15 protein-coding genes are annotated in these 14,041 nt (G+C 65.7%); 6 read left to right on the forward strand and 9 right to left on the reverse strand.

Annotated features, from left to right (window positions below; genetic code table 11):
- Nucleotide 1 precedes the first annotated feature (1 nt).
- Nucleotides 2-1,342, forward strand: a complete 1,341-nt coding sequence (locus ACZY08_RS23300; protein ID WP_463747162.1) for a sensor histidine kinase — start codon at nt 2-4, stop codon at nt 1,340-1,342.
- Between the two features lie 80 nt (nt 1,343-1,422).
- On the opposite strand, the gene arfC is transcribed toward ACZY08_RS23300, so the two are convergent.
- The 4 genes from arfC to ACZY08_RS23320 all read right to left on the reverse strand — a co-directional run bounded on the left by arfC (nt 1,423) and on the right by ACZY08_RS23320 (nt 3,724).
- Entirely contained in the window at nt 1,423-2,037 is a 615-nt protein-coding gene (gene arfC / locus ACZY08_RS23305) for a channel accessory protein ArfC, sunset domain variant (protein ID WP_463747161.1), read from the reverse strand.
- The gene (arfB, locus tag ACZY08_RS23310) at nt 2,034-2,189 is read right to left on the reverse strand and encodes a channel accessory protein ArfB (protein ID WP_029110268.1); all 156 of its coding nucleotides are present in this window, start codon (nt 2,187-2,189) and stop codon (nt 2,034-2,036) included. Before arfB ends, arfC begins: the two co-directional genes overlap by 4 nt.
- Nucleotides 2,190-2,200: 11 nt before the next feature.
- Entirely contained in the window at nt 2,201-3,244 is a 1,044-nt protein-coding gene (gene arfA / locus ACZY08_RS23315) for a channel-forming protein ArfA/OmpATb (protein WP_463747160.1), read from the reverse strand.
- A gap of 117 nt (nt 3,245-3,361) precedes the next feature.
- Nucleotides 3,362-3,724 carry an FKBP-type peptidyl-prolyl cis-trans isomerase gene (locus ACZY08_RS23320; RefSeq protein WP_463747159.1) on the reverse strand — a complete coding sequence of 121 codons (363 nt, stop codon included), beginning with the start codon at nt 3,722-3,724 and terminating at the stop codon, nt 3,362-3,364.
- Between the two features lie 31 nt (nt 3,725-3,755).
- Here ACZY08_RS23320 and ACZY08_RS23325 point away from each other — a divergent pair, with 31 nt between their 5' ends.
- The gene (locus ACZY08_RS23325) at nt 3,756-4,004 is read left to right on the forward strand and encodes a DUF2630 family protein (RefSeq protein ID WP_463747158.1); all 249 of its coding nucleotides are present in this window, start codon (nt 3,756-3,758) and stop codon (nt 4,002-4,004) included.
- Nucleotides 4,005-4,019: 15 nt separating this feature from the next.
- Entirely contained in the window at nt 4,020-5,576 is a 1,557-nt protein-coding gene (locus tag ACZY08_RS23330; RefSeq protein ID WP_463747157.1) for a phytoene desaturase family protein, read from the forward strand.
- A gap of 6 nt (nt 5,577-5,582) precedes the next feature.
- On the opposite strand, the gene ACZY08_RS23335 is transcribed toward ACZY08_RS23330, so the two are convergent.
- On the reverse strand, nt 5,583-6,020 hold the full coding sequence (locus ACZY08_RS23335) for a MarR family winged helix-turn-helix transcriptional regulator (protein ID WP_463747156.1): 438 nt from the start codon (nt 6,018-6,020) through the stop codon (nt 5,583-5,585).
- On the reverse strand, nt 6,010-7,464 hold the full coding sequence (locus ACZY08_RS23340; protein ID WP_463747155.1) for an MFS transporter: 1,455 nt from the start codon (nt 7,462-7,464) through the stop codon (nt 6,010-6,012). The genes ACZY08_RS23335 and ACZY08_RS23340 overlap by 11 nt, the downstream gene beginning before the upstream one ends.
- Nucleotides 7,465-7,547: 83 nt before the next feature.
- Here ACZY08_RS23340 and ACZY08_RS23345 point away from each other — a divergent pair, with 83 nt between their 5' ends.
- Entirely contained in the window at nt 7,548-8,012 is a 465-nt protein-coding gene (locus tag ACZY08_RS23345) for a YbaK/EbsC family protein (RefSeq protein ID WP_463747154.1), read from the forward strand.
- Nucleotides 8,013-8,091: 79 nt separating this feature from the next.
- On the opposite strand, the gene ACZY08_RS23350 is transcribed toward ACZY08_RS23345, so the two are convergent.
- Nucleotides 8,092-9,396 (reverse strand): citrate synthase, encoded by a 1,305-nt coding sequence (locus tag ACZY08_RS23350; protein WP_463747153.1) that lies wholly within the window; start codon nt 9,394-9,396, stop codon nt 8,092-8,094.
- Nucleotides 9,397-9,683: 287 nt separating this feature from the next.
- Here ACZY08_RS23350 and ACZY08_RS23355 point away from each other — a divergent pair, with 287 nt between their 5' ends.
- Complete coding sequence (locus ACZY08_RS23355) at nt 9,684-10,802, forward strand: nuclear transport factor 2 family protein (protein WP_463747152.1); 1,119 nt, start codon at nt 9,684-9,686, stop codon at nt 10,800-10,802.
- 26 nt (nt 10,803-10,828) lie between these two features.
- Nucleotides 10,829-11,815 (forward strand): DUF8017 domain-containing protein, encoded by a 987-nt coding sequence (locus tag ACZY08_RS23360; protein ID WP_463747151.1) that lies wholly within the window; start codon nt 10,829-10,831, stop codon nt 11,813-11,815.
- Between the two features lie 245 nt (nt 11,816-12,060).
- On the opposite strand, the gene ACZY08_RS23365 is transcribed toward ACZY08_RS23360, so the two are convergent.
- Nucleotides 12,061-13,029, reverse strand: a complete 969-nt coding sequence (locus ACZY08_RS23365) for a sensor domain-containing protein (protein ID WP_463747150.1) — start codon at nt 13,027-13,029, stop codon at nt 12,061-12,063.
- 100 nt (nt 13,030-13,129) lie between these two features.
- Nucleotides 13,130-14,035 carry a sensor domain-containing protein gene (locus ACZY08_RS23370; RefSeq protein WP_463747149.1) on the reverse strand — a complete coding sequence of 302 codons (906 nt, stop codon included), beginning with the start codon at nt 14,033-14,035 and terminating at the stop codon, nt 13,130-13,132.
- Nucleotides 14,036-14,041 lie beyond the last annotated feature (6 nt).

Raw genomic sequence — 14,041 nt, forward strand, 5'->3', positions numbered from 1 at the left:
CATGAGACCGCTGACCCGGATCTTCCGCCGCACCCCCTCGCTGCGGACCCGGGTCGCGTTCGCCACCGCCATCGGCGCGGCGATCGTCGTCGTCATCGTCGGCACCATCGTCTGGGTCGGCATCACCAACGACCGCAAGGAACGGCTGGACCGCCGCCTCGACGAGGCCGCCGGATTCGCCATCCCATTCCTGCCGCGCGGCCTCGGCGAGATCCCCCGCTCCCCCAGCGATCAGGACGCGGTGATCACCGTCCGCCAGGCCGGTGACATCTCGTCCAATTCGAACGTGGTCCTGCCCGAACTGCCCGACGGCTACGCCGACACCTACATCGACGGCGTGCGCTGGCGGGTGCGCACCGTACAGATCCCCGCCCCGGGGCCCATGTGGGTGGCAGTCGGCGCGACCTATGACGCCACCATCGCCGACACCAACAACCTGCACCGCCGCGTGCTCATCATCTGTGTGCTCGCCGTCGGCGCGGCCACCGTGCTGGGGTGGGTACTGGCCGCATTCGCGGTCCGCCCACTCAAACGGCTGGCCGAGCAGACCCGGGAGATCGAGGCGAGCGACGAGGCGCCCGACGTCGAGGTACGCGGCGCCAGCGAGGCCGTCGAGATCGCCGACGCCGTCAACGGCATGCTGCAACGCATCTGGTCCGAACAGGGCCGCACCAAGGCCGCGTTGACCTCGGCCCGCGACTTCGCCTCGGTGTCGGCCCACGAACTTCGCACCCCGCTCACCGCCATGCGGACCAACCTCGAGGTCCTGTCCACGCTCGACCTGCCCGACGATCAACGCAAGGAAGTGGTCGGCGACGTCATCCGCACCCAGTCGCGTATCGAGGCCACCCTCGGAGCCCTGGAGCGCCTCGCCCAAGGCGAGTTGACCACCACCGACGACCACGTCACCGTCGACATCACCGAACTGCTGGACCGCGCCGCCCACGACGCCATGCGCGTCTACCCCGACCTCGAGGTCTCGCTGGCGCCGTCACCGACCGTGATCATCATCGGACTGCCGACCGGGCTGCGGCTGGCCGTGGACAACGCCATCGCCAATGCGGTGAAGCACGGTGGCGCCACCCGGGTGCAGTTGTCGGCGGTGAGCTCCCGCGAGGGTGTCGACATCGCGATCGACGACGACGGGGTGGGCGTGCCCGAGGAAGAACGCGAGATGGTGTTCGACCGCTTCTCCCGTGGATCGACCGCGTCACGGCTGGGCTCCGGACTGGGGCTTGCGCTTGTGGCCCAGCAGGCCGAATTGCACGGCGGCACCGCAACTCTGGAATCAAGCCCACTGGGCGGGGCGCGACTGCTGTTACGCCTGCCCGGCCCGCACTAGTTTCGGTGCGAGCAGTAAACCCAGTCAAGCCGCCACAATCAGTGGCGGCTTGACATAGGAGCTACTGCTCGGCGAGTGGGTTACTTCTTCTCGCGCTGGGACTTACCGCTGTCCCACCGGTTGAACCCGGCCTTCTCCGCGGATTCGACGTCGGCGAACCAGATCTCGGCGACGGTCACCGAGTAGGACGGGCTCTCCGGCGAGTGGTAGAGCATCGAATCCTCGTTGCCCTTGATCAGATAACCCGTCGGCGTGCCCGCACCCGAGACCCGCACCGATCCGGCGCCGTAGGGCGTCTCCTCGACGACCTTGACGTCATCGGCTCCGTCGTCAGCAGCCTCATGGGCACCTCCGCCGGACGCGAACTTGGCTGCACCCGCCGCACCCGCGGCAGCCGCACCCGCCGCCGCGGCACCGGCGCTGGTGACCTTGGGCAGCTTCGTGGTGGGCTCGTCGCCCGAGCCGACCTTCGGCAGCCGTGTCGTGGCGTCATCGGTGACAGCCGTTGCGGTGGCGGCAGTCCCGCCGCCTGCGGCCTTGGCCGCAGCTGCGCCCTTGGCAGCACCGTCGGGACGACGGCCGAGGGCACCGTACACCGGCACCTCCCGCTTCACCCGGCGCAAGGTCAGCGCCAGCGTCAGCACCAGCCCCAGCACGAAAGCCAGGGCCATCAACCACCAGTTGACATCGCTCATCGTCGTGCTCCAATCTCACGCGAGCCGGGCAGTTCGGCGAACGCCTCTTCCTCACTGGTGGGCTTGACGGTCACCACCGAAATCAGCCAGGCCACCAGTGACCCCACCACGAACGCGAGCAGATACCACAACCATTGGATTACGAAGTCCATGTCGAATCTCCCTAGTTGACCGTGATCTCGACACGGCGGTTCTGCGCCTTGCCTTCTGGGGTGTCATTACTGGCGATCGGATTCGCCGAACCCGCGCCCGACGACGTCACGTGATCGGCCGCCAGACCCTGTGAAACCAGATAATCGGCAACGGCTTTCGCGCGATTGCCGCTCAACGGGACATTGATCGCGTCATTGCCCGAGCTGTCGGTGTAACCGGTGACAGCCACCTGCGCGCCCGCGCAGGACTTCAGCTTGTCGGCGACCTGCGACAGCAATTGCTGCGATGCCGGGGCCACGACGAACCCGTCGGTACTGAAGTTGATCGGTGTGCGCAGCAGTGCACTCACATCGTTCTGCAGCACGGCGCAGGGTCCGGGTGTACCCGGTGCACCAGGAGCCGCAGCGGGCGGAGGCCCAGGGGCAGCCGGCGCTGCGGCGATCTGAATGTTGTTGACGAGCTTGATGTTCGGCCATGCCGCCTTCGCGGCCGCCTCGACCGCGTCGCGCACCTGTGCCGACGGCGCGGTACCGGTCAACGTCAGCGTGTCACCGTCGATGCTGAAACTGAAATCCGGAATGCCCTCAGCTGCGGCGTCGAATACCTTGCCCAGAGCCGAAACATCGGGGGTGCTCACGCCCGGACGCAGATTCAGATTGTCGACCAGATTGACGTCTCCACCGAACTTTCCGCGCAGCCAGTCCAGCAGCGAGGTCTTGGCGGCCGCGTCGGGCAGATCGCCGGTGAGGGTGAAATCGTTGCCGTTACGTGTGATCGACAACGGCGCGAACGAGAGGTTCGGCATATTGACGTTGGGTGCGTTGACGTCCGGGGCATTCACGTCCGGAGCGGTCAACGTCGCAGTGGGATTGACATTGGGAAGTGTGAGATCGGAGTTCTTGCCGGAGCGGTCGAGCCCACCCCATCCGATCAGCCCCAGCAACAAGGGAACTGCCGCCAGCGCCAACAACCAACCCAAACCAGGTGGTCGTCGATATAACTTGGAGGCTGTTTGCCAGCCTGTGATTGTCCGAGATTCGTCCGAACCCGACATTTTGGGCACTCCTGAAGTCGACGAACAGTTATCTACAGCAGCGAAACAGGTTGACGGTAGCAGTAAATGGAATTTGACGGTTAGGTTCGGCTAATACTCTCCGAATCCACGGCGACATCAACGAGTGGCGAGCAGATCTATCACGAAGATCAGCGTCTTACCGGAAAGCCGGTGCCCCGAACCCGCCGGACCGTAGGCTTGGGCCGGCGGAATGACGAGCTGGCGACGACCACCCACCCGCATCCCGGGAATTCCGTCCTGCCAGCCCTGAATTAGGCCCCGCAACGGAAACTCAATGGATTCTCCGCGATTCCACGAGCTGTCGAACTCCTCACCGGAGTCGTATTCGACGCCCACATAGTGCACCTCGACAGTGCCACCGGGCACTGCCTCGGAGCCATCGCCGACCACCAGATCCTTGATCACCAATTCGGTGGGGGCGGGTTCGTCCGGAAACTCGATCTCAGGTTTTGTACTCACCAGATCAACGGTAGTCGGGCAGACTGGTTGTGTGGCCAAAGATCAGGACATCCTCGGCGAAGTTAACCGGCTCGTTGCCGAAGAGCAGGAGCTCCGGTCGAAACTGCAGCGCCGGGAAATAGACGAATCCGACGAGCAACAACGCCTGAGATCGCTGGAAGTCGCCCTCGACCAGTGTTGGGACCTGTTGCGGCAGCGCCGGGCGCTCCGCGAAACCGGGCAGGACCCCGGACTGGCCCACCCCCGCGGGGCCGACGAAGTCGAAGGTTACAAGGGCTGACCGGACGGGTATGACGTGACCGAAGGCTCGTTGGACGCCGTCATCATCGGCGGCGGACACAACGGCTTGGTGGCTGCTGCGTACCTGGCTCGCGCGGGCCGCCGGGTGCAGGTACTCGAACGCCTCGACCACGTAGGCGGTGCGGCGGTTTCGGCACACCCCTTCGACGGTGTGGATGCGCGGCTGTCACGGTACTCGTATCTGGTCAGCCTGCTCCCCCAGCGCATCATCACCGATCTCGGTGCCCGAATCCGGCTGTCGCGGCGCCGATACTCCTCCTACACACCGGATCCGGTCACGGGCGGGGCCACTGGCCTGCTGATCGGTCCGCATCCGACATTCGACGCGATCAGCGCCGGCAAAGACGTGGCCGGGTTCCACGAGTTCTACCGCCGCTGTGGGCTGGTCACCGGCCGAATCTGGCCGACGCTGCTGCAGCCGCTGCGCACCCGATCCGAGATGCGCCGGGAGGTGCTGGGCGGACAGGACACCGAAAGCGCCGCCACCTGGGATGCACTGATCGAGCAGCCCATCGGCGAGGCGATCGCCGCAGCGGTGTCACACGATCTGGTGCGCGGCGTGATGGCCACTGACGCCCTGATCGGCACCTTTGCCGGCATGCACGATCCCTCACTGATCCAGAACGTGTGTTTTCTCTACCACCTGATCGGCGGCGGTACCGGCGACTGGGACGTCCCGATCGGCGGGATGGGCGCGGTCACCGGAGCCCTGGCGGCCGCCGCGGCGGGCCATGGAGCCGAAATCATCACCGGTGCAGACGTTTACGCCGTCAGCGCGGAGGGTGAGGTGCGCTATCGACTGGGCGGGTCCGCGCGACGGGTACGCGCCGACCGGGTCCTGGCCAACGTCACGCCCGCCGTGCTGGCCGAACTACTCGGCGAACCGGCACCTCCGACCGCCACCGGGGCGCAGGTGAAGGTCAACCTGATGTTGCGTCGGCTCCCCCGGCTACGCGACGAGCGCGTCACGGCTGAGCAGGCTTTCGGTGGAACGTTCCACATCAACGAGACCTTCAGCCAGCTGGCCGGGGCCTACGACACTGCCGCCGCCGGGCGCGTACCGGACCCGCTGCCTTGCGAAATCTATTGCCACTCCTTGACCGATCCGAGCATCCTGTCCGAGGACCTGCGCGCTTCGGGGGCGCAGACCCTCACTGTCTTCGGCTTGCACACCCCGCACTCACTGACATTGAAGAACCCCGACCGGATGCGGGACCGGCTGACCTCGGCGGTACTGAACTCGCTCAATTCGGTTCTGGCCGAACCGATCCAGGACGTCCTGATGGAGGACGCTGCAGGCCGGCTGTGTATCGAGACCAAGACCACCGCCGATCTGGAACAGGCCCTCGGGATGACCGCGGGCAACATCTTCCACGGCGCGCTGCGCTGGCCGTTCGTCGAGGACGACACGCCCCGGGAAACCCCGGCCCAGCGGTGGGGCGTGTCCACCGGCCATGACCGGATCCTGTTGTGCGGCTCAGGATCGGTGCGCGGCGGCGCGGTCTCCGGAATCGGCGGCCACAACGCCGCGATGGCAGTCCTCGAAGGCTAGCGAGCCTCAGGATTCGGCCGGCTCGCCGGCCCGAGAGAGAATGGCGCGCAGGGTTTCGAGATCGGCGGCACTGAGCGCGGCCAACACATCGGGCGCCGGATCGTCGACCCGGTCGATACGGGCCAGCAGCGCACGGCCGGTTCCGGTGAGCGACACGAGCTTGCTGCGCCGGTTGGTCGGGTCGATCTCACGCACCACCAATCCGCGTTCCTCAAGGTCGTTGACCGCCACCGTGGCGGCCGGGGCGTCGACTGTCGCCGCATGCGCCAGCTGCTTGACTGTCAGCGGGGCCCGCTCGAGGCGGCGCAGGATGCGGATCCGGCTGAACGGCAGGCCGCTCTCCTCGATCACCGCGCGCTTCCAACTGTCGCGGTGATCGAATACCAACCGGGTCAGCGCCCGCCACACCTCGTCGGCCAGTTCGGACTGACTCTTACCCGACATTTCTCACCTCCCGCGCATCGTGCTCACCGATCAGCGGCGCCAACTTCTGCGCCGAGCGCAGCGCCCACGGCGTGGTGGAAACCACGCCCAACGCGAAGATCACCAAACCCAGTGCGGCGCAGACGAACCACAGCGGCCGGGCGGCGACGGCGAAGTCGGCGCCCGTCCCGGCCAGAGCTGCACCGGCGACCGAACCACACAGAGCCACACCGACACTCACCCCGACCTGACGACTGGTCGAGGCCACCGCCGAGGCCGCACCCGCCCGGTCCAGTGGCATACCGCTGACGGCCGTGGTGGTGATCGGCGCATTGACCATCGAGAAGCCGATGCCGAACACCGCGAACATGACCAGCAGCTGCCACACCGGAGTGTCAGCGGTCAGCCGGGTCAACAAGAGCGTCGCGACGGTGATCGTGGCTCCGGCCACCAACAGCGAGGGCCGGCTACCGTACCGGCCGACCAGCCGGCCCGACAGCGGCGAGAAGATCAAGGCCCCGATGGCCACCGGCAGGTAGATCAGACCGGTGTGCATCGCCGAATAGCCCCGTTCGGTCTGCAGGTACAGCGACATCATGAACAGGAATGCCCCGTAGGCGGCGAACGCACAGACCGCGATCAGGGTCGCCGAGGCGAACGGCACGCTGCGGAAGAACCTCAGATCGATAAAGGGGTCGTTGCGACGCGATTCGTACCGCAGAAACGCCGCCAGGGCCACGAAAGCCACAGCGGCGACGGCCAGCGTGCGCGGGTCGGCCCAGCCGTATCCGGGACCCTCGATGAGCACGAACGCGGCGCCGAACAGGAACGCCACCCCGAGCGCCTGGCCCACCGGGTCGAGGTCCCGCATGGTCGCCGACTTCGATTCGGGCACGAAGATCGCGGTGAGTACGACGGCCAGTGCGCAGATCGGCAGGTTGATCCAGAACACCGCGCGCCAATCGACATACTGGATCAGCGCGCCGCCCACGATCGGGCCCAGGGCCATCGAGATACCGACCACGCCGCCCCAGACGCCGATCGCGCGGGCGCGCTCGACGCGGCCGGTGAAAACCTGCGTGATGATCGACATGGCCACCGGGTTGAGCATCGAACCGCCGATGGCCTGCAGCAACCGGGCGGCGATGAGGGTTTCGATGTTGGGTGCGAGACTGCACAGCAGCGAGGCCACCGCGAAGATCGTCAAGCCCAGTTGGAATGTCCGCCTACGGCCGAACCGGTCGCCGGTGGCGCCGGACAGCAGCAGCAGCGAGGCCAGCACCAAGGTGTAGACGTCGACGATCCACTGCAGCTGCGACGGCGAAGCACCCAGATCGTCGCGGATGCTCGGGAGCGCGACGTTGACGATGGTGGCGTCCATCGACACGATCAGCAGGCTGAGACAGCACGAGACGAGGATGATCGCCTTGCGCCGCGCGCTGAGGGTGCCAATGGTTGTATTCACACAACTATTGTGAAACCACAACTGTCGTTCGGGCAAATCGAGTCGCCCGGTCCACCGAATGGCGTTGGGAGACAATCGTCACCGTGAACGAACGGAACGCCCGCGTCGCGGCCGCGGTAACCGCAGCCGGAATCGAACCGGCCATCAGGATCCTCGACGCCGACGCCAAGACCGCCGCTGCGGCAGCCGAACAACTGGGCTGCGAAGTCGGCGCGATCGCCAACAGCCTGGTGTTCGAGTGCGACGGCGAGCCGCTGCTGGTGATGGCCAGCGGCGCCGCCCGGGTCGACACCGGCGTCGTCGCGAATCATCTCGGCGCCACCGACATCCGCAAGGCCGACCCGAAACTCGTCCGCGACGCGACCGGACAGATCATCGGCGGGGTGGCGCCCGTCGGGCACCCCGAACCGTTGCGCACCGTCGTCGACCCGACGCTCGCGTCCTACCCGGTCATCTGGACGGCGGCCGGCACCGCCGATTCGGTAATGCCGCTGACCTACGAGCAGCTATTGACACTCACCGGCGGACTCGCCCTGCCGGTGCGGTGACCCACTGCCGGTGAGCAGACATGAAACTGCCCTAAAACCGGAGTTTTAGGGCAGTTTCATGTCTGCTCGCGAGGGAGACTCAGCGCTTGTTGATGTCCAGGTAATTGCGCTCGGTGTAGCCGGTGTAGATCTGGCGCGGACGGCCGATCTTGTTGGGCTCCGAATGCATCTCACGCCAGTGCGCAATCCAGCCGGGCAGCCGGCCCAGCGCGAACAGCACGGTGAACATGCGGGTCGGGAAACCCATCGCCCGGTAGATCACGCCGGTGTAGTAATCGACGTTCGGGTAGAGCTTGCGCTCGATGAAGAAGTCGTCGGTCAACGCGATCTCTTCGAGCTGCTTGGCGATGTCGAGCAGTTCGTCGTCGCCGCCGAGCTTGCCCAGGATCTTGTCGGCCTGCTCCTTGACGATGCGGGCGCGCGGATCGTAGTTCTTGTACACCCGGTGACCGAAGCCCATCAGCTTCACGCCGTCTTCGCGGTTCTTGACCTTCTTGACGAACGTCTGCACATCGTCGTCGCCGGTGCGGATCTTCTCCAGCATCTCCAGCACGGCCTGGTTGGCGCCACCGTGCAACGGGCCCCACAACGCGTTGATGCCACCGGAGATCGAGGTGAACAGATTGGCCTGCGACGAACCCACCAGACGCACCGTCGAGGTCGAACAGTTCTGCTCGTGATCGGCATGCAGGATCAGCAGCATGTCCAGAGCACGGACGATCTCGGGATCCACCTCGTAGGGCTCAGCCGGGAAGCCGAACGTCATCCGCAGGAAGTTCTCCACCAGCGTCAGCGAGTTGTCCGGGTACAGGAAAGGCTGCCCCTCGGACTTCTTGTACGCATAGGCGGCGATGGTCGGCAGCTTGGCCAGCAAGCGGATGGTCGACAACTCCACCTGCTTGTTGTCCAGCGGATCCAGCGAATCCTGGTAGTAGGCGCTCAGCGCGTTGACCGCACTGGACAGCACCGGCATCGGATGCGCATTACGCGGGAAGCCGTCGAAGAACCGCTTGAGATCCTCGTGCAGCAGGGTGTGCCGCTGGATCTGGGTGGTGAATGCCTCCAGCTGCTCGGCCGTCGGCAGCTCACCGTAAATCAGCAAATAGCTGACCTCGATGAACGTGGAGTTCTCGGCGAGCTGCTCGATCGGGATACCGCGGTACCGCAGGATGCCGGCATCACCATCGATATAGGTGATCGCGGACTTGGTGGAAGCGGTGTTGACGAAGCCACCATCGAACGTGGTGTAGCCGGTCTTGGCCAGCAACGGACCGAGCGCGATGCCGTCACTGCCCTCGGTGGCATGGACGATATCGAGATCAATCTCGCCACCGGGGTACTTGAGAGTGGCAAGGTCCTGCCCACTCGACGGGTTTTCGGCCACGGGAATCCCTTCATCCTCGTTGGGAAGTCGTTGGGAACCGACTAACTGCTCTACAAAAGGTAGTCGCAATCGATCAGCGCTGCCCGCGGGGGGTTACCAACGGGTCACCACGCACCGCTCTCCGCTTGGTGACGGGCCTGCCTCACAGTGCCCCGATGTGCCTGAGATCCCAGCTCAGCGACAGTTCCAAATTGGCGCGCAGACGCCTGCGGCCCCCCACTTATACTGCTCACGGCAACCCCGTGCGCGATACCGACGTGGTGCCGCACACAGTCAAGGAGGGGGCCGTGGCCGATTGGTCCGGGGGCCAGTTCGGCGTCGGTGGGCAGCCGCCCACACCAGGTTGGCCGACGACGAATCCAAACTTTTCGTCCGCGCCGCCGCCCCGCTTTCCCGACTACCCACTGTCCACACCGCCGCCGGTCTTCGGCGCACCGCCGGGAGCGCCGCCGCCCAAGCGCCGCAAAGGCATGGTCATCGGACTGGTGGCGGCCGCGGTGGTGACGGTGCTCGCCGTACTGACGGCGCTGACCGTCGTGATCACGCGCTCGGACTCGGCCGACGGCAGCGGCACGGGCAGCGAAAGCCCGCAAGCCGCGGTGGTGGCGTATCTGGAAGCGCTGGCCCGCGGTGATGCCGCCACCGCCCTGTCCTACGGCAAGTCCCAGCCTGTCTCCACCGAACTGCTGACCGACGAGATCCTCGGCCGCCAGATCGCGAAGTCGCCGATCACCGACATCCGCGTGCTCGATACCACCGGCAACAGCGCCGTATCCCAGGTGCACGTCACGGCCAAGTTCGGCGACGAGGTCTCCGAGGCCAAGCTGCTCGTGGAGAAGCACGACGGGTGGAAGATCTCGAACGCGTCCATCAAGATCGACAAGACTCAGATCGGGCAGAAGGACGCGGAAACCCTCACCGTGTTCGGCAAACCCGTCGACCAGCCCCGCTATGTGTTTCCCGGTTTTGTCGACGTCGGCAGCAGCAGCCCGTACCTCAGCGTCACGCCCAAACCGATGATGCTTCAGGAATTGGCCACCGGAGCGTCGGTGATGTCGATGAGTTTCAAGCTCAGCGACTCCGGCGAGCAGGCGATCCGCGCCGCGATAACGGACTCGTTCGCACTGTGCACCAATTCCAACCTGATCAGGCCGCCGGGCTGCCCGGTGCGGATCGAGGCGCCGAATTACGTTGACGGCACAGCCGAATGGGGCCCCATCGAAGGCGCCGACACGTTCAAGATCATCCCGCTGACCAGTGCGATGACGGCCTCGCTGATCGGCACGCTCACCACGACGATCACCGCGCAGCACAGCGGCGGCGCCGTCCCGACGAACACCGTGACAGTGCCGGTGTCCGGGACCGCGGACCTGTCGACAAGCCCACCCAAGCTGACCTGGAACTGAGACCTGAACGAGCGGGGAGAACGCCGATGACATACCCACCACAGCCACCGCCGGGGTGGAACCAACCCTCTGGCAGTCCATTTGGCTCCAACGATCCGTTCGGGCAGACCCCTCAGTGGCCGAATTACGGCCAGCAGCCGCCGACGTGGTCGGGGTACGGCGAGGCACCGCCTTCCGACGCTCCGCCGCCCAATCGGAACAACACCGGGTGGATCCTGGGCACGGTCGCCGGAGTGCTCATTGTCGCGCTCCTCCTCGGCGGTCTGCTCTGGAAGCTGAACTACGGGAACAAGAACGACACCAAGCACACCGCCGACTCCACCACGACCTCGTCGGTGACCAAGGCCGCGCCGAGCACCACCAAGACGACTCCCTCCTCGACGGCCCCGGCCGCCCCGGCCGCCCCGGCCGCCCCGGCCGGCTGTGAGGGCCGCACCGCCGGTCCGGGTCCCCAGACACCGGCCGGATGGTTGACGGTGACCACTGCTCGGGGACTCGCCTACGACGTCCCCGGGGACTGGACGGTCGAGGAATGCAGCACCGGTGTCGGCTGGGAAAAGCCTTGCCCCGACGGACCGTTCGGCTACTGCCCAGTGCGGCTCCTCAAGGGCGCGGCCAGCATGCCCAACAAGCTGTGCCCGAAGGGCAGCAGTGCCGTCACCGGAGTGGCGTCGATCACGGACGTCACGGATGTGAACGAGTCCGCCACGCTGGACGCCAAGCTCGCGACCAAGATCTTCACCTCGGACAAGGGCGCGGTGCCGTCGGTCTCGCTCGGAGCACCACGCAGCCTCACCGTCTCCGGAGCGCCCGCAGCCCAAGTGGTGGCGACCGTCACCGGCATTCAAGACGACTGCACCGGTAGCTCGGCGCTCTATTCGGTGGTGTCCACCACCGTGCCGGGTCAGTCCGGCACCGTGAACTTCATCATCGATCTGGAGCAGGGCTTTCCCGGCGCGGCCGATCCGAGTGTGGTCGACCAGATCGTGGGGACACTGCGCCGGATCGACTAGGGCGCGTCTGACAACTGGGGCAGCCAGACGGTGATGATGCGTATCGCGAATCAAGCCCCGCGTGAGTAACACTGTGGCGATTTTCGGCGTGGATTTCCGCCACAGCGTTACTGACGCGACCACCAATGGGCCAGTGCCGCACCGAGATTGCGCTGAGGGACAGAAATGGTGCTGATGTTGTCCCTGGCCTCAGTTTCGATGCGGACCGGGGCGCTTCGCGCGTACGACGGCGGCGCGGTCGACGATTATCCCGGTATCCGCGAGAGGATCTCAGCGGCGGCCGCTTCCGCGCGGCCGCCCGGGTCCGGGCTCATGAACACCACGTCGATTACGACGTTCGACTTGGCCACCACAGCACGCGTAGGACGCTGACCTCGCAACTGCCCTTCCACCACAGTGCTGCTCAGCAGCATGATCGACGAGTTCGTCGCCGAGCGGGTCACCGTACCGACGTCGTAGACGACCGGCCCGGCTGGGGTTGTGTGCGTGACAGTCCCGAGGCATCCCTGCCATACCTTCTCGATCGCGTCGACCTGTTGGCTCGCGGCGGATGCATCGGCGTACAGCGTCGCTCGTTCATCGAGGATGCCCAGTGCAAACATCGTCTTCACATCTACGCTGGCGAAAGATCGATCTTGGGTCGCGGTGTAGCCGCTGTTCGCGTAAATGCCGGGGCTTCCGGTGGCTATGACCGGGGGACATTCCGTTGGTGTGGTTGTCAATTCGGCAGCGTTTCTCAATACGGTCAAGTCGAACGTGCTGTATCCGTCGTTCAAGCCGACGAGTCGGACGGCGTCATCGAGGTTGAGCAGCAAGCCGGGCAGCTGTGCTTCGGTGACCAACGGTAACGGCGGGGGTTGCGGCGTCGTTGTGGTCGTTGCCGTGGTGGTCACCGGGCTGTGCGTTGCGGGCACGGTCGTCTTGGCCTCGGTTGTCATGGTGTTCGACGAACTCGGGATCACCGCCCAGATCACCAGCGCCGCAACGGCAACCACGATCAACGTATACGAGAGACTCAGCCCCACCAGGGCACGATCCCGACCCCGCTGCCCGGTGCGCTTGATCTGCGACAGACCCAGATGGCCCAACACCGCACCCACCGGAGCGAACAGGAACGCGAACACCACCGACAACGTCGCGAAGGTATTGGCCTCATCGCGCGGCGCCGGCGACAGCGGTGGCGGCGGACCTGCCGGAACAACCGGCGGCGCCATGTACGGCGCCTGCCCCGACGGATATTGCCCAAACGGTGCGTCACCAAACGGAGAACCGCCGAACGGATCCTGCGGACCCCCAAAACCACCCTGCGTCATATCAACCCGGAATTCTGTCGAAGATTCGTTTGACCACGGTGACCGCCTCGTCGGTCACTCCGACGCCGAGAACGTGCACGTCGACCAGGACATTGGCCTTGGCGCCGATCGCGCGCAGCATCCACGATTGCGATCCCTGATTGCTGCTGCGCAACGCGATAATTCCGTCTTCCTGTTCCTCCGGCCCGCCGAGGACGAAGTGCGTCGATCGGCCGTCTGGGATGGTCCACGTGAATGTCTTACCGGCACACCCGCGCCACAGTTCGAGGTTGCGGGCGAGTGCCCGCTGCGCCGTCGCGGCGTCAGCGAACGTCGCCACGCCTTCGTAGGCCTGCAGGTCGGCATTGGGGCTCTCGTACTGCGAGATTCCCGCGGTCTTGAGGTAGCCGCTGTTCTCGTACGGCAGTGGCATGAACATGCTGAACGAACTGGCACATTCGACCGGGCTGTACGTGTGACCTTCCGGTAGGCCGATGTCCTGCGGCTTCCCGTCGGTGATCAGCTGCGGTTTCTTCGTGATCTCTTGCATCTCGGCCAGGCTCGGGAGCAGGCCCGCCATCTGAGGCTCGGTGACGAGCGGTGGCGGCGCGACGGTCGTCGTCGTTGTAGTGGCAGGAGCCGTATTCTTCGTCGTCGCTTCAGTTGTCGTGGTGGTCGACGAACTCGGCACCACCGCCCAAATCACCAGCGCCGCAACGGCCACCACGATCAGCGCGTACGACAGACTCAGCCCCACCAGGGCACGATCCCGACCCCGCTGCCCGGTGCGCTTGATCTGCGACAGACCCAGATGCCCCAACACTGCCCCCGCCGGGGCGAACACGAAGGCGAACACCACCGACAACGTCGCCAACGTATTGGCCTCGTCATTCGGCGGCGCCGGCGGCTGCGGTGGACCCGGAACCATCGGCGG

The sequence above is a fragment of the Mycobacterium sp. IDUB_9 genome, assembly GCF_055419505.1.